This window comes from Chryseobacterium sp. MIQD13 (assembly GCF_050496705.1).
In the GTDB taxonomy this organism is placed as follows: Bacteria; Bacteroidota; Bacteroidia; order Flavobacteriales; family Weeksellaceae; genus Chryseobacterium.
Genome location: NZ_JBNWAF010000001.1, coordinates 110,704 through 130,897, shown reverse-complemented (window position 1 = coordinate 130,897; position 20,194 = coordinate 110,704). Strand labels below are relative to the sequence as shown.

Sequence of the window (20,194 nt, the reverse complement as noted above, 5' to 3'; positions counted from 1 at the left end):
CCGCCGAAACAGATATTAATAATTTATTTCTTTAATAATTTCACTGTCTTCTGAAAACCACCTTCTGCTTCAATATTCAGAACCAGAATACGGGATGATTCCAACTGATGTGTAAAATCAAGATCCAAAGATCTGTTTACTCCGCTGAATTTCTTCGTATAGACAATTTTACCATCCATACTGTATGCAGTTACTGAAACGTCTTTCAATCCTTTTGGTGAATTGACTTTAACAATTCCTGAAGTAGGATTCGGAGCTACATCAACTGTATTTTCTGCATTTTGGTTCTCAATAGTTCCTAATGCTCCGGCTGTTCCCAGATTTTGTTTTAAAGCAATAACAATAGTAGCTGATTTTCCTCTGTAGTCAATAGTGCTTCCCGTTGCATCCACATCTGTAGCAATGGTAGAATCCGGATGCTGGATTGAGAAGAAACCGAATTTATGGTCAGGTGTAAATGTAAGTCCCGTAGGCTCTGATCCTGCCGGCATAGAAGCAAAAAGTCTCACTTTAGGATTAGCCTGTGTATGATCAGGAGCAATTACCCAGATATAATTCTTTCCTCCGTCCTGAAGTACCCAAAGGTTTCCAAGCTCATCAAAAGTAAGATTATCGTTTCCATCACCCCATGCTTCAGATTTCATTCCCTGAGGGGTATTGAAAGAATATGCTGTGGAAGCTCCTCCTGCAAAAGTTTCTACCTGTGAAGCAGTTGTTCCATTATCCTGAAGACGGTATATTTTGTCCAATCCTTTTGCAGTAAAGTAGATCTTTCCATCCAATGGGCTGATATCCACATCTTCTACTCCATTAAATTTCGTTCCCCCTAATGACTGGGCAAGAGCTGTTGTGTTATTCTGATCTGCCTTTAATTTATTCGGAACCTGAACCCATGTTGCTGTAGTGCCTACCGGATCTCCCGCAGCTGTTAATCCCTGATCAAGCTTTAAAACATAAAGATTTCCTGAAGAAAGATCGTTAGGAGTATCCATTACATATTTGTAAACCATGTGAGTTCCGCCGTCTTCTCCATAATAAGCTGTAGTTCCGGCATTATTCACCACTACATTCTCGTGGTTCATAATACCCATCTGCCAAAGTTTTCCTTTAGATCCGTCAGTATTTTTAGAGACAACCTGTGCAGTAGCCGGATCAATTTCCACTAACCATCCGTAATCCTTATACCCATCGTTGTTCACATCATTGGAAGTAACAGACTCTTCTGCTGTAACTACAGTTCCCCAAGGAGTAACTCCCCCTGAACAGTTTCTGATCGTCTGAACTAAACTAGGATCTGAAAAACTTACCGCTCTGGATCTTGTCAGTTGCCAAAGTTTTGTAGTTGCATTATAATTAACCTCAGCCATGGTAACACCTCCGGGATTCGTTTCATGGTTTACAGAAAGATATCCGTTTGTACTGCTTCCTGTCTTGGCAACATAAGCTGTAAAGTCATTCTGACCGCCTACCATTCCGCCTCCTTCAGTATAATTATCACCTTCTTTTAAAATAAGCTGGTATTTATGTTCGGCAGGAATGATCAGTTTATTGGTTTGTGCAGTAGGTACAATTGATGTAAAACAGCTGATATGTGTTCCTGTACATCCCAGAGGTGGTGTAACGGTTGCCGTTGTTTTTAAATAAGCATCAATTCTAAGATCGGAACTGGTCCCCGTTCTGTTATGAAGCTCTACAGAAATCCTGTTGGTTCCGTTTACAAATTTAGATTTCGGAATAGAGAAAATATTATAAACGCTCTCTGCCGCACCATCAATGGTAGTACTTGAAGGAGTGTTGAAAGCAATTGTACCCGCCGGCATATTATCTCTCACTACTTCTACTCCATTAAGATAAACAACAATCCCGTCATCTCTCATCACTCCCAGTTCCATATTATCGGAAAGAGTTGACAGATCTACAGTGAAATCTTTAGCAAAATAAGCTGCTGTAAGACCTGAGCTGATCGTAGTGGTTACAGGATCTCCATATCCAAGAGGTCCGTTTCCTGCTGCCCATGCCGAAATGTCAAATGTCTGGCCTTTCCAGGTATCTGCCAGAGCCTGGTTATTATCTTTATAGCTCCAGGACGAGTTCTTGGTGAATAAGAAAGTCTGTGCCTGTACACTAAATCCGGCAACCATTGCCAATGCCGCAATTGTCAGTAATTTTTTCTTCATTTTCTATTATTTATTAGACCTTGCAAAACTATTTTTTTAGCGCGGCACCTCTGTTAATAGGATTTTAAATATAGAGTGAAGAATATTAATTAATCTATAAGCCAATGTTAAGGGAATTAAATTATTGTTAACTGATTATTTGGGTGGAGGGGTTTGAGGGTTTAGAGCTGGATTGTGTTAATGGAGATTACTCTAAGACTCTCCCACTCTCCGACCCAATAATCACTTTCCTTTACTCACATCCGTCAATGAATTCAGAAAAGCAATAATCTGTTTGATCTCCGTTTTTGTAAGATTCAGTTTGTCAGATGGCAGTGTCTGGTTTTTCATCTTTAAACCAAGGCCTTCTCCTCCGCCTTCATTATAAAAATCGAGAACTTCCTCCAGTGTATTGAAGGCTCCGTTATGAAAATATGGCTTGGTAAGAGCAATATTTCTTACAGTAACAGTCTTGAAAGAGTAATCATAGATCCATGATTTTTCTTTTTTCACAGGGCTGTTTCCTCTTCCCAGGTCAGAATCCAGTTCAATAGGCTGATGATTGATCGGTTTTGCTGTAATCCCTAAAACCTCGGATTCATTCTCATTAAAAAATGGCGGCACAAGTCCTGAAAAATGAGGAGCAAAATGGCATGTTGCACAATTCGCCTTTCCCATAAAAAGATTATACCCTTTCTTAATATCTTCAGAAACTTCTTTTTCGTTTCTCATAAAACGGTCGAAATCGCTGTCAAAAGAATACAGAGAAGCTACATAAGAACTTAAAGCTTTGGAAAAATTCTCTTTATTTATTTTGCCGTCTTTAAAAGCAGTACGGAAAGCTTTTTTGTACTCAGGTTTCGTTTTTAATTTTTTGATGATGTCTTCATAACTGGTATTAAACTCATCATCATTGTAGATTACATGCTCAGCCTGCTGTTCAAGATAAAATGCCCGGAGATCATAGAAAAACCTCTTCGCAAAAACAGCATTGTAAAGTGACGGAGAATTTCTTAAAACAGTTTTTCCTTCCACATTACTCTGGGATTTTACTTTAAGATCTGTAAAAGCATTTTCCTGAAGGTGACAGACAGCACAGCTCATTTTACCGTTTTGACTTAAATTCTGATTATAAAAAATAGATTTTCCTAAACTACGGAGATCTGCATTGTCTTCAGAAGATTTCAGTAATGTATAAAAATATGGATCCAGAAAATCACTGCTGAAAAGATTTTTACTCTTTACATTCCAGCCGGAAAACTCTTTAAGATCATCTTCCCTTCCGTCCCAATTTCCCAATTCTTCATAAAGAGGCTGAATGTATTTTTTGTAAAATTCAATTCTGTCAAAGGTTTCAAAGTCTTTATTATTTGAAAGATATTCTATTCCCCCAGTAAGGATCAGATTGGCTTTCTGAACATTATAATTTTTAAAGTAAGCATCATCGTTAATATACTTTTTAATACCAATAAAGGTATGTACGGCTTCCTCAGAAATATTCAGAGAGCCTGGTGTATCAAATCCTGTAACTCCGAGTGTATAAATTCTTATCAATTCTATTCTTAAAGGCAACGTTTTATTATTTCCCCGGCTTAAACCATTTTTCACAGCACTCAGATAAAAGGCTGAATAGGAATTATACAGAAAATCTGTAATTGTTTTAATCTTTTCTTTTTCATCCCCGGCTTCTTCGGAAAATATAAGCTCATCCAGAACCTGAAGCCCTTCCGGAGGCAATGTATAAGCAGAAGTTCCTGCAGCTTCTATATGAAACAACGGAGCCGCATTAAGATGGGTCTTTGTAAATTCTGGATAATGATAGGCAATATAAAACTCAATTTCCTTAAATGAATTTCTTGTATTGCTTAGGGAATTTCTAAGCTCTTCAATGGTAATCCGGTCTTCTGAGAATCTATGTACATCTGATTTTAATTGTTCAAGCCTGTTTTTAAAATCTGACAAACCTTTGTTGACAAAAGTATTCTCACTTTCTTTTCCTTTATCAACAGGGCTAAAAGACATGACAGCCAAACCTATCAACACAATCACAGCAAACAGCGGATATAATCTCATGAATTTTTAGCGGCAAAACTACTGCTCCGATGTTATCATAAGTTTAACGGCAGATTAAAAAATGTTTATGATTTCAGGTAAAATATTTTTATTAATTTTAAACCCCGAAATCAAATTCATTATACTTAAGAACGGCTGATTTCTAAAAGCCGGGTTTAAAAATGATGACGTAAGATATTGGGAGAGGATTTTAAACACCATTTTAGCAAACTAAAACAAAATATGATCATGAAAACAAAAGTATTTTTTGCTTTTGCAGCAAGTTTCCTTTCAATCTGTACATTTTCGCAGAAAAAGAAAGAAATGGCCGTATATGCAGAGAAAAAAGGGAATGATTATTACCTGATACGTCTGGAAGAAGACAAACAGATCCCAAATGTTTATGTCTATTCCAACGGAGTGACAAAACCTTATAAAAATTATACAGATCTCAAAGATATCGTAATGGATTTTCCCGGCATGATGGAATCCAATAATTCTACCAAAGAAGAAATGGTTTCCGTTCTTAAAAAGGGAGATAAATTCTATGAGATCACCACCCAAAGGAAAGATCCGAAAAACTTTGAAAAGACGGTTGTTACCGTTTATGAAATTTTTCAGGGGCAGAAAAGAATTGTAGAAGAATATGATACCATCTACGATCTTGCCGGATCGCCCTATAAAGATGCTATTTTCATTAATTAAAAATAAAAAAATATAAATTATGCTAAATAAACTTGCTGCCTCGGAGTTGGTACTGAATGATGACGGAAGTGTATACCACTTAAACCTTTTACCTGAAGATATTGCTGATAAGATCATCCTTGTGGGAGATCCTGACAGAGTGGCAAAAGTTTCGAAATATTTTGACAAAGTAGAGATCAAAAAAAATAAAAGAGAGTTCTACACGCATACCGGAACACTCCGCGGTGAAAGAATCACCGTAATGTCTACAGGTATCGGAACGGAGAACATTGACATCGTGATGAACGAACTTGATGCTTTGGTTAATATTGATCTTAAAAACAAAGAATTCAAAACGGAACATAAAGCCCTTGAACTATTCCGTATGGGAACCTGTGGAAGTGTAAATCCTGATGTACAGGTAGACAATATGCTGGTAACCCAGAATGTTGTAGGTCTGGACGGACTGATGCATTTCTATCAGGACTACAATTTTGAAAATGAGTTTTCAAAAAACTTTATGGAGAAATTCCCATATGAAAGAATCAAACCTATGCTTTATTTCTCCGACTGGGCAGAAGAAATGGGTGAATATTATAAAGATGCCAAATACCATGGAAATACAGCTACTTTCCCGGGATTTTATGCTCCACAGGGAAGACAGCTTCGTTTAAAAGCAGTTGATGATAAGTTCCTGGAAACATTGAACGACCTTGGAATTACAAATTTTGAAATGGAAACCTCAGCAATTTATGCTCTTTCAAAATTATTAGGCCACAAAGCAATTACAGTAAACAACGTTATAGCCAACAGAAGACGTGGAGAATTCTCTGCAGACCACCATGCTTCTGAGAAAAATCTTATTGATTGGGTACTGGAAAGAATCATCAAGTAAAGATATAATACAAACATCTGCATGACCTGCTAATCTGTGAGTGAAAATTTAATTTCTTGTAGATTAGTAGGTCATTTGTTTTGGAATAAGTTTAATGAAACTCACATGGATTGGGATAATTAAAAACAAAATCCAGTTCTGCTACTAATTTTGAAGATAAAATTATTTTCCCCTCACCTGCAATTTTCTCAGGAGAAGGTAAATTTGTCTGAGCATTGATAACCTGCGCTTTTGATGGATGCTGAGGTGCTGCTACATTGTACAGTTTTCCTTCTGAGCATCTTTCGGTCATTCTCTCAATCACCCTGCATATATCTTCATAATGAATATGATTTACAGGGGCTTCCGGATTGGAAACAGCATAGTTTTTAAGAAGCCTGTTGTCTCCCATTAATCCTGCTAATCTCAGAATATTAACCTGAGGATATTTATTTTTGATCATTCTCTCCCCCGGAACATTATCTGAAGAAAGACTTTCTTCTGTATATTCTCCCGGACCGTCAGGATATACACCCGTAGAACTCATAACAAACATCTGACCTTTAAAATCACCAATAAAAGACAGCAAATTCTGTATCCGGTTATATAATGCACTTACACAACAGCTTTTTCCGGAAAGGGGGATCGTAATAATCAGGATATCCATATCTTTAATATCGGTCCACTGTGCAATTTTTTCTTCCAATTGAAAATCCGGGAAACTGGCAACAGAAGTATTAAAACCTCTAGAATTAAACTCTTCCGCTTTATCTTTTGTAGTTACTGTACTATATATCCTGTATTGTTTCGACATTGAATCTGCAATTCTTGATCCCAGCCAGCCACAACCTACAATTCCTGTTTTCTTCATAAATTTCTGATATCTGCATTAATATGGTTCAGACTTTTTTACCATTTTGATAAAAGGAGTAATTATCATGCAAAATTAACTATTTATTCTATGTGATATGAATAGAAAAATTACTTTATGGCTGTAAAAGCAGCTCTTTTCAGATAAAATGAAAACACCCTAACAATTGTTAGTAGTAAAACTACGACAAAAACCGAAATTAGCCTTCGATTTTTTCCTATTTGTCTCATTGCTGCTTATATTTGTTTCACATGAATGTGATTTTAAAACATCCATTATACATCTGTAATACAGAATATTAAACTCATGATAATAAAATGTTAATTATATTTTAAAATTAAAAAATATTGAAAACATTTCCCGATAATGAAATGAAAACAGAGCGATAATTTCCTCACAAAAGATACTATCCTGTTCACATTGAATAACAGTATTTTAATCTGCAGTGAGTAGTAAGAATGACACAACGCAGTCCTTATACCGGCTGCAGCTTATATACAACCCAGAAAAAATATGTTATGTTTCAGGACAGCAAATCATCAAAGAACCAGATTTCAAAATCTAAAAAAGCTTTGGACAGTATAGAACCTGCAGATTTAGGGGCAGGTAAAGACTTACAAAAAAAAGCTGATAAAATAAAAATGACAGTGCAAACAGCCGGGCAGGCTCTCTCCTATGCTGACAATTTCATGAACCAGGCTGCACAGCCTAATACCGCTCTGGTTTCTGAAAATAAAATCTGGAGCGAACAGCCTACTTCCAAAATACACAATGCAGGATCAATCCCTACAAGTGAACTTCTGGGGATTAATCGCGTGATCAAGCTGGAAATCATTATTGAAGGTAAAATAATAAAGCATTTTAAACATTTCAAACTGACTCAGAGTGCCGTTAAACACCATGAATTTGATCTTACGCTCGCTCATGATGCTTTAGGAGGCCCTGAAAATCATAATCTGGAACAGGCTCAGAATTTTCTGGGCAAGAGAATGACAGTAGTATTCAAATATAAAGATGTTGAGGAAAGCCCCGAAAGAAATTTTGTGGGTGTAATTACAGAAGTTGGATTCAGCCAGGACAAAGGCAGTCTGGGAAATATTGTTCTTTCCGGAAACAGTCCTACAGTGCTTCTTGATGCGGCCCCGCATATTCAAAGTTTCGGGGGAGTACAGGAAATCAGCCTGAACAGTATTGCCGACTGGGTTATTAAGGAAGGACTCGGTTCCAATAAATTCGATTTCAGGGTAGATTCCCAGCACGGAAATGTTTCCTACAGTTCACAATATGAGGAAACCCATTACAATTATCTTGCAAGAATAGCAGAAGCTTACGGTGAACAGTTTTATTATGACGGTGAAGTCCTTCATTTCGGAAAACTGCCGCCACAGGAAAAACCTGTTCAGCTGATTTACGGAAGCAGTGTTCATGATATTAAGATCAAAATGAAAGCCCAGCATGTGAACCCTACTTTTTATGGCTATAACAGCAGTAAAAATGAAAAGCTGACAACGGGAAGTTCAAAAATAAACCACCAGTCAGATATTGCAAAACGTGCCTATGAAATATCTAAAGCCACCTTTACGACTCCTTCACTGAGGGTTGCTCCTATCAAAGCATCTACATTTATGGATATTGATGCTTCACAGAAAGGTACTGCAGGAAGTAAGGCTGTAAATGTATTTATCACTTCCGGAAGCACCTCTGTCCCGTTTTTATATCCTGGATGCATTGCAGATGTGGAAATGCGGAAATCTGAAACCAATCAGACAGCGTATTTTACCAAGCTCATGATCACGGAGATCAGTCACGAGGTAGATGCAAGAGGCTATTATACCGGAAATTTTGAAGCTATTGCAGCAGATACCGGATTTATTCCACGCCCTGAATTTGAAATGCCAAAAGCAGATCCTCAGTTTGCCAAAGTAATCTCCAATACAGATCCGATGAATCAGGGCCGCATACAGGTTCAGTTTGACTGGCAGAACGGTCAGGATACTACAGAATTTATCCGTGTTATGACCCCTGATGCAGGAAACAGTGATAAAGTAAGCAAAAACCGTGGATTTATGGCTATTCCCGAAGTCGGAGACCAGGTGATCGTTAATTTCGTTCACCAGCATCCGGACCGTCCTTTCGTTATGGGAGGAATGTTTCATGGAGGAACCGGCGGCGGTGGCGGAACAGCAAATAATGTTAAAAGCCTGAGCAGCAGAAGTGGTAATAAGCTGGAACTTAATGACGGTGAAGGATCAGTATTTTTAACTGACCAGGGAGGAGCCAATATGAAATTTGATGGTGCAGGAAATGCAACGACCAGTGCAAATAATAACAAAACGGTAAAGGTTGGAAATAATAATACCGTAAACGTAGGCAGTGTAAGCAGCATTAATGTAGGTGCAAAAGAAGGCGGAGGAGCCAATTCCATGCTTAAAATGGACAATGGCGGAAAAATCACTTTAGAATGTGACACAACTATCACTATTAAAACAGGGAGCAGTTCCATAACCATGACTACGGGAGGAGATATTACTATCGAAGGCCTCAATGTAAAGGTTATAGGAAAAACAACAACTGAGCTTGGAAAGGCTGCTGCAAACCCTGGAATTAAGATTGATGCCGATATCAATACCAATGCAGCAAAAATTAATATGTCATCTTCAGGACCTACCAATATCAAAGGTGCTGATGTGGAAATCAATAAAGGATAATCATGCAGATTAATACAGAAAATAAGGGCGAATACCGGAATTATACTTTTCTAAGAGAAGAAAGGTATCAATTTCAGGGCCTTCGGAATGAGAACTATATTGAAGCAGAGCTCAAGGTTACATTAACTTCTGTTGAAAATGAGAAACCTGTTTTTACTGTTGAAATGCCACTCTATAAACAATCCAATAAAGATGGAATGTATAAATGGGTGGGAGATCTGCACCAGCTGCGGGAAAAAATAGTATGTACACTTGATGAGAACGGACAACTTGGAAAAATTATCAATTTAACTGAAGTTCAGAATAAATGGAGAGAAATTAAGCCTAAAATTATTTTGAAACATAGAAGCGAAAAATATCGTGAAATTTTTATTAAAGGTGTAGAAGAACTTTTGGAAGATGGTGAGAGACTTGCAGAAGCCCTGCGTTTTGCAATGCCTTATCAATTGCTATTTCCAGGTATTCATTTCAAAGAATTTAAAAAAAATGAAATCATCAATGGACATCGGGAGCTACCCAACTTTATTGCCACTAAAAATGTCCCCATTACCACAGAAGAAAGAATTTCAGAATTGGAAGACGGCAGATATCAAATCGATGTAAAAGGGAGCATAGATGAAAGCAATTTTCAGCAGGATAAAGTAACGGCTATGATCCGTATTTTAAAGAATCGTCCCCGTGTACCTACTCTTCTTCAGCTTAACTATATGGAACGTTATCTTCTGGAAGAATGGCCATGGTCTGAGCAGAGTATGTGTATGAGTCTGGCACAGATTCCCGGTACATTATATCGTGAAGAAAAAAATATTTTAAAAGCAACATCACATGAACGTTCCACTGCTTGATATTGTATTTCAGAATGATCGCTATTATCTTCTTTTTGATGATGAGAAGATCTTAGATTCTACAATTTCCGGGGAATGGCATGTATATGCAGACGGAGACTATCTATGTTCTGTCAGTAACTGTAAGGTTTCGGAACAATTGAAGGTTCCTGGTAGGATTTTTCTAGAAACCCAGGAAAATCTGAATAAACTGGAAAATATTTTCAGAAGATTGAAAAATGTAATTCTGAGCTCAGATAAAATTAACCTCTAAATTAAATCATCGCATTATGGCAAAAAAATACGTACCTGAAGGTGCCTTTTTAGCTTGCGACAAAGGAACAAGCCCCTCTACCCTTCGGGTAAGCAATAATAAAAACACTACAATATATAGTGCTCCTATGGCTTCGGAATTAGATTTCCTACCCTTTTTCAATATCAAACCTATGGGCCTTTGTACCAATCCTTTGAAATGGGCAACAGGTGTATCATGCCTGCCTACTGTTCCTACCGGATGGCAAGCGCCTAAAGATGGTGTAAAGATAAATGGAAGCCGGATGCTCTTGGAAGATTCTTTTTGTAATTGTATATTTGGTGGAAAGATCAATATCTTTTTTGACAGAGCAGCTGCAGTATCATATGGTGTTGGGGAGGGAAAAATGCCTTCTGATTATATTAAAGAAGGTTTTGACTGGATAGCAGAGCAAAATAAAAAAAGCCGTGAAATGCGGGATCAGATGCTGCCGGACTGGATGAAACCTGTAACTGGTGTCGGAGACTGGTTCAGTGATCTGGGTACAGGGCTGGTAGAAGGAGCTGTAAACGGTGTGGTTGGACTAGGTGAAACACTTTATCAGGTTGGCCAGGATCCGGTAGGTACTGCAGAAGCATTGGGCGGAATGGTAAGCGATGGATGGAATGCTGCCACTGAAGGCGTAGGAAACGCCTGGGACTGGGCAAGTAAAGGTGAAAACTGGAGCAATGCAGCAGAAGGAGCCTGGAACTGGGCCAGCGATGGTCAAAACTGGGCTGATGCAGGAAATGCAGCATGGGAAGGTACAAAAGATGCTGCAAGTTGGGTAGCCGAAAATCCTAGAAAGATAGGAACCACTGTGGGGGAATTTATTCCTGATGCAGTAGCAGCGGTTTATAGTGGAGGAACCTCGTTGGCTGCTACAGCAGGAAAAACAGTTTTAAAAGAAGGCGGAGAAGCAGTAGTAGAAAAAACCGTTAAAAATGTTACAGAAGAAGCTGTAGAGCAAGGTGTAAAAAAAGGAGATGATTTACTAAAAGCCGGAGCAGAAAAAGGGATTGTACAAACAATGAAACAAATTGCCGAAGGTGGCAATATTGCTAAGGTAATAACAAAAAGTGCCGCAGAAAAAGCAAAAGAGCTTTTGGATGATGTACTTAAAAAGTTTGATCCCAAAAAGGCGACGAATAAACAAAAAGGAAATTTTGGTGAAATAGCATCACAAAATAATCTTCTCAAAAATAATCCTAATCTGAAAAGAATCGGAGATAATGCTCCGGGAAGTTTAGATGATAAAATAAAAAAAGGGATTGATGGAATTTATGAAAACTCCTCCCCGCCTCCAAAATTTATCATAGATGAAGCAAAATATGGGACCTCTGATCTAAGTAAAACTCCGAAAGACGGTCCACAAATGAGTGATTCTTGGATTAAAGGAAGTAAAAGACTGGAAAACCAAGTCGGTCCGGCAAAAGCAAGAGAAATAGAAAAAGCACTTAAAAATGGTGAGGTTGACAGAGTGCTGAGTAAAGTTGATAGTAATGGTAATGTTACAACATATAAAATAGATAAAAAAGGCGATGTTATAGGACCATGGCCTTAACAAAAAAATAAATATAAAATAATGGATACAAGAGATACATTAAACTCTCAGGAAAATTATCAGGAAATTATTGAAAGACAAAAAGAATACATTTTAGAAGAGTTGGAAGACCTTAAAGGTTATAGTTATGATGATCAGGATAAAATAAATGATACCTACGAAACCATCGTTAAATATTCTTTAGATAATCTAATTGCCAGATATTCTGTGGGAGAGCCTATTGAATCAATTAAAAAAGAATATTTATCAACTTTACACTATTATCAATATTCATGGTCTCAATCAAATGGTTATGTTTCAATGGTATGGATGCTTTCAATAGGCATCATGCTGGAAATTGAACAGGACCAGTTTATAAAACTTGTTAACTGTGTAGAAAAAGACAATCCTAATGATTTCCTTATTGATTTTTTAATCAGTAGTAAAATAAACCATTGGGAAAAACACAATAGTTTTAAATTCCCAAAACCATATGAAAATATTAAAGAGGTTATAGATCTATCCAAAGACAATAGAGAAGCTGCTATTGAAAGATTATTGAAATACCTGCAAAAAGAATGGTACAGAGGGCATTCTGATACCGGATGGTATGATGCACACAAAAGCAAATGGAATATTCATACTGGCTACTGGAGCTTTGAAAGCGGAGCTATTGTAAAAATCCTTGGTTTGCCTGATAATATTCTAAAAGATCAGCAATATTATCCATATGACATGGTACATTGGCAAGATTAAAATATAAGTGATGGAAAATATAAATGCTATTATTAATATTATAACTGAAAAAGAAACTGCACAGAATCTTATCGGGAAATTGATACTAATAAATGATGATCCTGACATTTATTTAAAAAATAATCTCCGCTTCCTAACCTTATCAGATGATTACTTATGGTTGGCAATGACAGATATGCTCATTGAGAACGGATATGCTTTTGAGATTGACTGGAAAGAAGATTACAGTGTAGCTAAAAACCAAACAGAAATCCTGTTAAGAAATAAAAATACAGCTATAGAAATTGAAGAAGACGAAAATCTCTATGATTCGGAAGCCGAATTATTTTTTCCTCTTCTCAATAAAAAAATTGAGAAATCCGGTTATCAGCTTTTGAACTTGGATATTGATAGTGATAGTTACGTAAGTATATTAGTTTCCAATGAATCTATAAATAATCTTTTACTCATAGATGATCGGATAAAGCTATATTCACTCTAAATTCTCAAGGTAAATTTGATATGAAATTCATCTGATATCAAAAGCTAAAAAGGTTTCAAATTGAAACCTTTTATATTTATATACAGCAATAAACAGATTACTTTCTCACGAAACAACTCTCAATATGGTCATTCACCATTCCTGTTGCCTGCATATGAGCATAAACCACTGTAGATCCCATAAATTTGAAGCCTCTTTTCTTTAGATCTTTGGACAAAGCATCAGAAATATCTGTTACAGCTGGTACATCGTTTAATACTTTGGGACAATTATCCAAAGGCTTTCCTCCAACAAAGCCCCAGATATATTCTGAAAAACTGCCAAACTCTTTCTGTACCTCCTGAAACTTCTGTGCATTGGTTACTGTTGCCTTTACTTTAAGACGGTTCCTTATAATTCCCGGGTTATTCATAAGTTCCTCAATTTTATCTTCAGTATAAGCAGCTATTTTTTTATAATCAAAATTATCAAAAGCTTTTCTGAAATTCTCCCTTTTAGCAAGGATAGTATACCAGCTAAGCCCTGCCTGAAAACATTCAAGGATAAGAAATTCAAATATGGTTGCATCATCATATACGGGTCTTCCCCATTCCTCATCATGGTATCTTCGATAGAGATCATCTTTCTCACACCATCCGCAGCGTATTTTTTTCATTACAGTCATTTATATTTCCTTAAAGATATACTGATTTGGAAAAATATAACAAAAGATTAAGAAAAGTTTAACAGCAACCCCGGATTTTAGGAATAGTTATTGTTTATTTACTGGTACACAACAATAAAATATTAAATATTATGAACAATTCAGAATACAACAAAGCCGAAAACGCAGTAAATAATACAGAAAATTCTTTAAAAAATGCTGCAGACAATGCAAAATGGAAAATTGAGGATCTGGCAGCCAGGGCAAAAGATTATATTAATGAAAAAAGAAACAGTGATGAGGAAGCGCAACAGGAAGACTGGTTTGAAAAAGTAAAAAACAATGCGGCTGATGCATGGGATGATATTAAAGATAAAGCAAACGAAGCCTGGGAAAAAACTAAAGATGCAGCAGAAGATGTAAAAGCAGAATGGAACAAGAAAACCAATTAAAATTTCAGTCATATAAATATTTTCAAGAAAATGGAGTCTTAAATCAATAAGGCTCCATTTTTATGATGTCGCAAACACAAATTATTGCTACATTTGTATTCAAATAAACATTAAAAAATTATGTCATACGGTTTACTTAAAGGCAAAAAGGGAATTATTTTTGGAGCCCTTAATGAGCAATCAATCGCATGGAAAGTTGCAGAAAGATGTCATGAAGAAGGTGCTGAATTTATCTTATCAAATGCCCCTATTGCTTTGAGAATGGGAGAACTTAATGGTTTAGCAGAAAAAACAGGTTCTGAGGTGATCGCTGCAGATGCTACTTCTGTGGAAGATCTTGAAAAGCTTTTTGATGCCGCTGTTGCGAAATTTGGAAAAATCGACTTTATCCTTCACTCTATCGGAATGTCTATCAACGTGAGAAAAGGAAAACACTATACAGAAATGAATTATGACTGGTTGGAAAAAGGTTGGGATATTTCCGCTGTTTCTTTCCACAAAGTAATGAGAGTGGCTTGGGAAAAAGACTGTATGAACGAGTGGGGAAGCATTTTGGCACTTACTTATATTGCAGCTCAGAGAACATTCCCTGACTACAATGATATGTCTGATAATAAAGCCTATCTGGAAAGCATTGCCAGAACTTTCGGAAACTATTGGGGAGAAAGAAAGGTACGTGTAAATACGGTTTCTCAGTCTCCGACAATGACAACTGCCGGTAGTGGTGTGAAAGGTTTTGGTGGATTCTTAGGTTATGCCGAAGATATGTCTCCGCTAGGAAACGCTACAGCTTTAGAATGTGCAGACTACTGCGTTACTCTTTTCTCTGACCTTACCAAAAAAGTAACAATGCAGAACCTGTTCCACGACGGTGGTTTCAGCAGTTCAGGAGTTACTCAGAAAGTAATCAGCAAATATGATGTTGAATAACAACATTTAAAATATATTGTAAAAATAAACCGGCGGCCTCTTCGAGGCCGCCGGTTCTCTATAAAAAAAATTTAATATGAAGTTACAGGATAACAGTCTGAATAGAATGTGCCGGTGCAGATAATTTGGCAGACATTCCTTCAATCCAGAGATTCGTTTCAATATCATTTTCAGAATCATTCATGATTACAGTCACCAACTGACCGTTCTCATTCATGAAAGCAGTAGATGTAAGGGCTGCCCTGTTTGAAGAATTTCCGATTCTCTGAGCGTTAGGCTTGATAAATTTTGAAACATGACCTACATAATAGTATTCGTAGGTATAGTGTAATTCTCCGGTTTTGGTATCAGCAATAATTGGCGCAAAGCAGAAGTTTCCGACATGGTTCGGGCCGCCGGTTTCATCCAGCAATACATTCCAGTCTGTCCATAAAGCCGTTCCTTTATTGAAATCATTCAGCATATTTCTTCCGTATAATTCTCCAAGGCTCACGTCATTTATTTTTGACAGATCAAACTGTTCTTTACAACCTTCTGTAAATGCCAGGAATTTATCCGGGAAAGCTCTCTGGGTTTCTGCTAAATTATCAAAAAGCTGGGTTTTATTATTCCATGTTTCATACCAATGATAACCAATTCCTGATGCATATTTTGAAGTTTCGGGATCGCTTAAAGTAGTCGTTGCTCTCTGGTAGATCAGGTCTCTGTTGTGATCCCAGATCATTACTTTTTTATCTTTGTAACCATTTTTCCAGAGTGTTGGACCTAAATTGTTTTTAAGAAACTCTCCTTCTTCTTCAGCCGAATAAATACAGGACTCCCATTTCTGTGTAGCCATCGGTTCGTTCTGGATGGTCAGTCCCCAGATATTGATTCCTCTTTTTTCGTATTCTTTGATGAATTTAATATAATAATCTGCCCAGGTCTGGTAATATTGATTTTCCAGTCTTCCTCCTTTTAGCAGGCTGTTATTTGACTTCATCCATGCCGGCGGGCTCCACGGAGAGAAATAAAACGTAAAATCTTTTCCTATGGTTTTTTGGGCTTCTTTGATCATCGGGATCTTGTACTTTTCATCATGGGCAACATTGAACGTCTTCAAAGCCGTATCATTATCTGCCACATACGTATAAGAATCGCTGGAGAAATCACAGGAATTCATATTGGTGCGGACCACAGTATAGCCCAGTCCATTTTTTCCATAATAAGCCTCGATAATTTCTTTCTGCTTGTTCTTCGGCATCTTATAAAAAGTTTCGGCAGAAGCATCAGTGATGGCCCCTCCTATTCCGATCAGTTTCTGGTATTTAAAATCCGGATCCACAAAAATGCAGGCATCCGTTTCTTTAGGCTGTCCGAATTTCTCAAATTTAATGGTTCCTTTATCTACAAGTTTTTCATTGGTCTTTGAGCCCGTAAAAATGACCTTTGCTGTTTTCCCTTCATTCTTTTTCCAATAGTTCTGTGCATTAGCATTCAGAAACAATCCTACTGTCAGACAGCTTACAATTAGTTTTTTCATAATCTTTTCTTTCTGTTTTTGGACGAAACTGCCCTCTCTTCATTATTTATTTTGATAAACCCTTACATAGTCTATATAATATTTTTGCGGAAATATACTGTCATCTATTCCTTCTTTTCCGCCCCAGAAGCCGCCTACCGCCTGATTTAAAATAATAAAATAAGGCTGATCGAAAGGCCATGCTTCATAGGTTTTTTCTTTATTTTCATAAGTGAAAAACTTCTGCTCATCAATGTAAACATCTATTTTCTCCGGTGTCCAGTCCACTTTATACACATGGAATTTTTCACTTACATCCTTTATGATCAGGGTATCTGTTTTCTGTGTTCCCTGAATATGATTGTATTTCTTCGTATGAACTGAAGCATGAATATATCCCTGATTAAAACCGACATGTTCCATGATATCCAGCTCACCATCATCCGGCCATTCCTTCATATTTTCGCTCATCATCCATATGGCAGGCCAGGTTCCGCGGCCTTTGGGTAGTTTTGCCCTTACTTCCACCGTTCCGTACTGAAAAGAGAATTTTCCTCTGGTTAAAAGTCTGGCAGAAGTATATTTATTCTTTTCCCAGTTTTCTTTTCTGGCTTCAATAACAAGGTTTCCGTCTTCCATCCTGGCATTTTCAAGCCTGTCTTTTGTATAAAACTGAGCTTCCTGATTTCCATAGCCGTCTCCTCCTACCTCATAATTCCATTTTGAGGAATCCGGAAGGCCTCTACCGTTAAACTCATCACTCCAGATCAGTTTTTTGCCGGAGCTTATTTTATTTGAGGTACAGCCAGCAGCAGAAAAAATCAAAATTCCCCCTATTAAAAAGTAAATACTGTTACTGATCTTCATTCTGATTTTTAAATTTTCTAATTTCTATATTCAATATTTTATATCATGCATTGATTCGGTATCGTCAAAAATCTTTCAGTCGTTTTCAAAAATAAAATCCGGATTTACTCTGAAAGTATAATCATTTTCATTAAGTTCCAGAAAACCAATTTTCGACAACTCTAACAGCATGTTTGACAGTGCTTTACTTTTCTCAGTATCTGTCCAATAACAAGATTTAAACTTTGGAAAATTATCCTCAGATATCATTCCCAATTGTAATGCTAATTGGTGCATTGCAATATCAACATCGGTCCATTCTTTCATTCGATCTTTTAATATTCCCATAACTTATTTTATCCAATTAATTCTTTTAGTCTGTACATCCTGAGAATTGGTTCCCACCATAATATCAAATTCTCCTCCTTCCCAGTCATAATTCAGGTCATTATCGAAAAACTTCAGGTCTTCCGGAGTCAGTTTAAAATCAACTTTTTTATTTTCCCCTTTTTTGATGAATATTTTCTGGAAACCTTTCAGTTCTTTTACCGGTCTTACCACTTTTCCGAAAAGATCCCTGATATACAGCTGTACAACTTCTTCGCCATCATATTTCCCGTTGTTGGTAACCATAACACTGATATTTAAAGCCTGATTTCCTTTAAGATTTGTAGCATTTAAAATCATATCAGAATATTTAAAATCCGTATAACTTAAACCATACCCGAATGGAAATTTCGGGTCATTATCAAGGTCAGTGTAAGCTGAAACATAATTTCGTTCTGTAGAATTTTTTGCAGGTCTTCCTGTATTGTAATGATTGTAATAAATCGGGATCTGTCCTTCAGTTCTTGGAAAGCTCATCGGAAGTTTTCCTCCCGGATTTACTGTACCGAACAGAACATCAGCGATAGAATTTCCAGCTTCAGTTCCCAGCCACCACGTATAAGCTATTGCAGGAATATTATCAGCCGCCCAGTTGAAGATCAAAGGTCTTCCCGCATTGATCATTAAAATGATTGGCTTTCCTGTTTTAGCTATTTCTTTCAACAAATCTTCCTGTACACCGGAAAAACCGATATTACTTCTGCTTTTTGCCTCACCACTCATCGATGGACCTTCACCTAAAGTCATGATGACTACATCAGCTTTTTTGGCAGTTTCTACAGCTTCCGCAAACATCGACCTGTCCTGATCGTCCACATTACAGCCCTTTGCATATAGTAAGGTTGAATTTTTATCAAGCTGGTTTTTAATTCCGTCAAACTGGGAAACTATTCTTTGGTTATCGTCTTTAAATGCAATCGACCAGAATCCGTGGTTGGCTACTGTTTCTTTACCAAAAGGGCCGATCAGCGCTACTGTTTTTACTGTTTTTGAAAGAGGAAGCATATTCCCTTTATTTTTTAAAAGAACAATACTTTTGGAACCAAATTCTCTTCCGAATCTCCTGTTTTCCAGATTATCCGTCTGCTCTTTCTGTCTTTTTTCGTCACTGAACCTGTAAGGATCATCGAAAAGCCCCATCTCGAATTTCTTGGTCAAGATTCTGCCTGCTGCATCATTTACCAGTTTTACATCAACTTTTCCTTCTTTTACTAATTTTGGAAGTTCTGCAATATAAACACGGCTTTCCATATCCATATCACTTCCACCCAGAATAGCTTTTTCAGCAGCTTCATTTGCATCTTTGGCATAGCCGTGAGGGATCATTTCCCCGATACTTCCCCAGTCTGAAACCACGAAACCTTTATAATTCCACTTTCCTTTTAAAAGCTCTCTTTGAATGTATTTATTGGCTGTAGCAGGAATTCCGCTTATATCATTAAATGAATTCATGAACGTCGCCACCCCCGCCGCCGCTGCTGCTTTAAACGGAGGCAGATAGGTTTCATTCAATTGTCTTAAGCTCATATCCACGGAATTGTAATCTCTTCCGCCGACAGCTGCTCCATACGCCGCAAAATGCTTAGCACAGGCCATTACAGCATCAAGATTCCCCAATCCTTTTCCCTGAAACCCTTTAATTCTAGCCAGCCCAATCTGGGTTCCCAGATAAGTGTCCTCTCCTGAACCTTCCATTACTCTTCCCCATCTCGGATCTCTTGCAACATCCACCATAGGTGCAAAGGTCCAGTGGATACCATAAGCTGAGGCTTCTGTAGCTGCAATTCTTTCTGATCTTTCTATCATTGCCAGATCCCAGCTTGATGCCTGACCTAAATTGACAGGGAAAGTTGTCCGGTAGCCATGAATAACATCCTGTCCGAAGAGTAAAGGAATTTTCAGTCTTGACTGCTGGGCCAATTTCTGGAAAGCCCTGGTTTCTTCAGCTCCGGCTACATTAAGCATAGAACCTACTTTTCCCTTTTTTATTTCTTCTAAAACTGCAGCAGAATTGGACTGCTGTGGTCCTGTAGCATATTCAAATCCGCTGTACTGGACCATCTGCCCTACTTTTTCTTCAAGCGTCATTTTAGATAACAGTTCTGCTACTTTCTGATCAACTGTTTTCTGCCCTTGGACATTCATTCCCAATGCTGCAATTGCAAGTAAGAAATAAGTTTTTTTCATGGTACTG

At 37.4% G+C, this 20,194-nt stretch carries 18 protein-coding genes; 10 read left to right on the top strand and 8 right to left on the bottom strand.

Translation table 11 applies throughout. The features are described from left to right. Nucleotides 1-23 precede the first annotated feature (23 nt). Nucleotides 24-2,177, bottom strand: a complete 2,154-nt coding sequence (locus ACQWU4_RS00610) for an alkaline phosphatase PhoX (RefSeq protein ID WP_429933832.1) — start codon at nucleotides 2,175-2,177, stop codon at nucleotides 24-26. A 222-nt stretch (nucleotides 2,178-2,399) separates the two neighbouring features. After that, entirely contained in the window at nucleotides 2,400-4,229 is a 1,830-nt protein-coding gene (locus ACQWU4_RS00605) for a cytochrome-c peroxidase (protein ID WP_429933831.1), read from the bottom strand. 228 nt (nucleotides 4,230-4,457) lie between these two features. Here ACQWU4_RS00605 and ACQWU4_RS00600 point away from each other — a divergent pair, with 228 nt between their 5' ends. Together ACQWU4_RS00600 and ACQWU4_RS00595 are read left to right on the top strand one after the other, a co-directional pair. After that, nucleotides 4,458-4,913 carry a hypothetical protein gene (locus ACQWU4_RS00600; protein ID WP_429933830.1) on the top strand — a complete coding sequence of 152 codons (456 nt, stop codon included), beginning with the start codon at nucleotides 4,458-4,460 and terminating at the stop codon, nucleotides 4,911-4,913. 19 nt (nucleotides 4,914-4,932) lie between these two features. After that, on the top strand, nucleotides 4,933-5,787 hold the full coding sequence (locus ACQWU4_RS00595; RefSeq protein WP_429933829.1) for a nucleoside phosphorylase: 855 nt from the start codon (nucleotides 4,933-4,935) through the stop codon (nucleotides 5,785-5,787). A 91-nt stretch (nucleotides 5,788-5,878) separates the two neighbouring features. Here the strand turns inward: ACQWU4_RS00595 and ACQWU4_RS00590 are convergent, their stop codons facing one another. Continuing rightward, on the bottom strand, nucleotides 5,879-6,637 hold the full coding sequence (locus ACQWU4_RS00590) for a hypothetical protein (RefSeq protein ID WP_429933828.1): 759 nt from the start codon (nucleotides 6,635-6,637) through the stop codon (nucleotides 5,879-5,881). A 689-nt stretch (nucleotides 6,638-7,326) separates the two neighbouring features. Between ACQWU4_RS00590 and ACQWU4_RS00585 the strand changes: the two genes are divergently transcribed. From ACQWU4_RS00585 to ACQWU4_RS00560, 6 genes are read left to right on the top strand one after another with little or no spacing between them, the layout of a single operon-like run. Further along, nucleotides 7,327-9,345, top strand: a complete 2,019-nt coding sequence (locus tag ACQWU4_RS00585; RefSeq protein ID WP_429935063.1) for a type VI secretion system Vgr family protein — start codon at nucleotides 7,327-7,329, stop codon at nucleotides 9,343-9,345. 2 nt (nucleotides 9,346-9,347) lie between these two features. After that, on the top strand, nucleotides 9,348-10,190 hold the full coding sequence (locus tag ACQWU4_RS00580) for a hypothetical protein (RefSeq protein ID WP_429933827.1): 843 nt from the start codon (nucleotides 9,348-9,350) through the stop codon (nucleotides 10,188-10,190). Beyond that, the gene (locus ACQWU4_RS00575; protein WP_429933826.1) at nucleotides 10,171-10,443 is read left to right on the top strand and encodes a hypothetical protein; all 273 of its coding nucleotides are present in this window, start codon (nucleotides 10,171-10,173) and stop codon (nucleotides 10,441-10,443) included. The genes ACQWU4_RS00580 and ACQWU4_RS00575 overlap by 20 nt, the downstream gene beginning before the upstream one ends. Before the next feature lie 16 nt (nucleotides 10,444-10,459). After that, complete coding sequence (locus ACQWU4_RS00570) at nucleotides 10,460-12,025, top strand: PAAR-like protein (protein ID WP_429933825.1); 1,566 nt, start codon at nucleotides 10,460-10,462, stop codon at nucleotides 12,023-12,025. A gap of 21 nt (nucleotides 12,026-12,046) precedes the next feature. Further along, a complete protein-coding gene (locus ACQWU4_RS00565; RefSeq protein WP_429933824.1) occupies nucleotides 12,047-12,760 on the top strand; it encodes a PoNe immunity protein domain-containing protein in 714 nt (237 codons plus the stop codon). Nucleotides 12,761-12,770: 10 nt separating this feature from the next. Continuing rightward, entirely contained in the window at nucleotides 12,771-13,241 is a 471-nt protein-coding gene (locus tag ACQWU4_RS00560) for a DUF6630 family protein (protein WP_429933823.1), read from the top strand. A 97-nt stretch (nucleotides 13,242-13,338) separates the two neighbouring features. Here ACQWU4_RS00560 and ACQWU4_RS00555 read toward each other — a convergent pair whose 3' ends face one another. Continuing rightward, nucleotides 13,339-13,896 carry a DNA-3-methyladenine glycosylase I gene (locus tag ACQWU4_RS00555; protein WP_429933822.1) on the bottom strand — a complete coding sequence of 186 codons (558 nt, stop codon included), beginning with the start codon at nucleotides 13,894-13,896 and terminating at the stop codon, nucleotides 13,339-13,341. 140 nt (nucleotides 13,897-14,036) lie between these two features. Between ACQWU4_RS00555 and ACQWU4_RS00550 the strand changes: the two genes are divergently transcribed. After that, nucleotides 14,037-14,336: a hypothetical protein gene (locus ACQWU4_RS00550; RefSeq protein ID WP_429933821.1), complete on the top strand. Its 300-nt coding sequence runs from the start codon at nucleotides 14,037-14,039 to the stop codon at nucleotides 14,334-14,336. A 120-nt stretch (nucleotides 14,337-14,456) separates the two neighbouring features. Next, a complete protein-coding gene (locus tag ACQWU4_RS00545; protein WP_429933820.1) occupies nucleotides 14,457-15,266 on the top strand; it encodes an enoyl-ACP reductase FabI in 810 nt (269 codons plus the stop codon). Between the two features lie 82 nt (nucleotides 15,267-15,348). On the opposite strand, the gene ACQWU4_RS00540 is transcribed toward ACQWU4_RS00545, so the two are convergent. The 4 genes from ACQWU4_RS00540 to bglX all read right to left on the bottom strand — a co-directional run bounded on the left by ACQWU4_RS00540 (nucleotide 15,349) and on the right by bglX (nucleotide 20,187). Next, on the bottom strand, nucleotides 15,349-16,788 hold the full coding sequence (locus ACQWU4_RS00540) for a glycoside hydrolase family 30 protein (RefSeq protein WP_429933819.1): 1,440 nt from the start codon (nucleotides 16,786-16,788) through the stop codon (nucleotides 15,349-15,351). Nucleotides 16,789-16,830: 42 nt separating this feature from the next. Then, nucleotides 16,831-17,634, bottom strand: coding sequence for a glycoside hydrolase family 16 protein (locus ACQWU4_RS00535; protein ID WP_429933818.1), 804 nt, complete (start codon nucleotides 17,632-17,634; stop codon nucleotides 16,831-16,833). 75 nt (nucleotides 17,635-17,709) lie between these two features. Continuing rightward, on the bottom strand, nucleotides 17,710-17,961 hold the full coding sequence (locus ACQWU4_RS00530) for a hypothetical protein (protein WP_429933817.1): 252 nt from the start codon (nucleotides 17,959-17,961) through the stop codon (nucleotides 17,710-17,712). A gap of 3 nt (nucleotides 17,962-17,964) precedes the next feature. Further along, complete coding sequence (bglX, locus tag ACQWU4_RS00525) at nucleotides 17,965-20,187, bottom strand: beta-glucosidase BglX (protein ID WP_429933816.1); 2,223 nt, start codon at nucleotides 20,185-20,187, stop codon at nucleotides 17,965-17,967. Between the last annotated feature and the right edge of the window lie 7 nt (nucleotides 20,188-20,194).

What these genes read in the sequence shown, in the direction of transcription:
- ACQWU4_RS00570 (WP_429933825.1), top strand. Translation starts at nt 10,460, where the DNA reads ATGGCAAAAAAATACGTACCTGAAGGTGCCTTTTTAGCTTGCGACAAA.
- ACQWU4_RS00540 (WP_429933819.1), bottom strand. Translation starts at nt 16,788, where the DNA reads ATGAAAAAACTAATTGTAAGCTGTCTGACAGTAGGATTGTTTCTGAAT.
- ACQWU4_RS00565 (WP_429933824.1), top strand. Translation starts at nt 12,047, where the DNA reads ATGGATACAAGAGATACATTAAACTCTCAGGAAAATTATCAGGAAATT.
- ACQWU4_RS00580 (WP_429933827.1), top strand. Translation starts at nt 9,348, where the DNA reads ATGCAGATTAATACAGAAAATAAGGGCGAATACCGGAATTATACTTTT.
- ACQWU4_RS00550 (WP_429933821.1), top strand. Translation starts at nt 14,037, where the DNA reads ATGAACAATTCAGAATACAACAAAGCCGAAAACGCAGTAAATAATACA.
- ACQWU4_RS00560 (WP_429933823.1), top strand. Translation starts at nt 12,771, where the DNA reads ATGGAAAATATAAATGCTATTATTAATATTATAACTGAAAAAGAAACT.
- ACQWU4_RS00605 (WP_429933831.1), bottom strand. Translation starts at nt 4,229, where the DNA reads ATGAGATTATATCCGCTGTTTGCTGTGATTGTGTTGATAGGTTTGGCT.
- ACQWU4_RS00545 (WP_429933820.1), top strand. Translation starts at nt 14,457, where the DNA reads ATGTCATACGGTTTACTTAAAGGCAAAAAGGGAATTATTTTTGGAGCC.
- ACQWU4_RS00595 (WP_429933829.1), top strand. Translation starts at nt 4,933, where the DNA reads ATGCTAAATAAACTTGCTGCCTCGGAGTTGGTACTGAATGATGACGGA.
- ACQWU4_RS00610 (WP_429933832.1), bottom strand. Translation starts at nt 2,177, where the DNA reads ATGAAGAAAAAATTACTGACAATTGCGGCATTGGCAATGGTTGCCGGA.
- ACQWU4_RS00575 (WP_429933826.1), top strand. Translation starts at nt 10,171, where the DNA reads ATGAACGTTCCACTGCTTGATATTGTATTTCAGAATGATCGCTATTAT.
- ACQWU4_RS00535 (WP_429933818.1), bottom strand. Translation starts at nt 17,634, where the DNA reads ATGAAGATCAGTAACAGTATTTACTTTTTAATAGGGGGAATTTTGATT.
- ACQWU4_RS00585 (WP_429935063.1), top strand. Translation starts at nt 7,327, where the DNA reads ATGAACCAGGCTGCACAGCCTAATACCGCTCTGGTTTCTGAAAATAAA.
- ACQWU4_RS00530 (WP_429933817.1), bottom strand. Translation starts at nt 17,961, where the DNA reads ATGGGAATATTAAAAGATCGAATGAAAGAATGGACCGATGTTGATATT.
- ACQWU4_RS00590 (WP_429933828.1), bottom strand. Translation starts at nt 6,637, where the DNA reads ATGAAGAAAACAGGAATTGTAGGTTGTGGCTGGCTGGGATCAAGAATT.
- bglX (WP_429933816.1), bottom strand. Translation starts at nt 20,187, where the DNA reads ATGAAAAAAACTTATTTCTTACTTGCAATTGCAGCATTGGGAATGAAT.
- ACQWU4_RS00600 (WP_429933830.1), top strand. Translation starts at nt 4,458, where the DNA reads ATGAAAACAAAAGTATTTTTTGCTTTTGCAGCAAGTTTCCTTTCAATC.
- ACQWU4_RS00555 (WP_429933822.1), bottom strand. Translation starts at nt 13,896, where the DNA reads ATGAAAAAAATACGCTGCGGATGGTGTGAGAAAGATGATCTCTATCGA.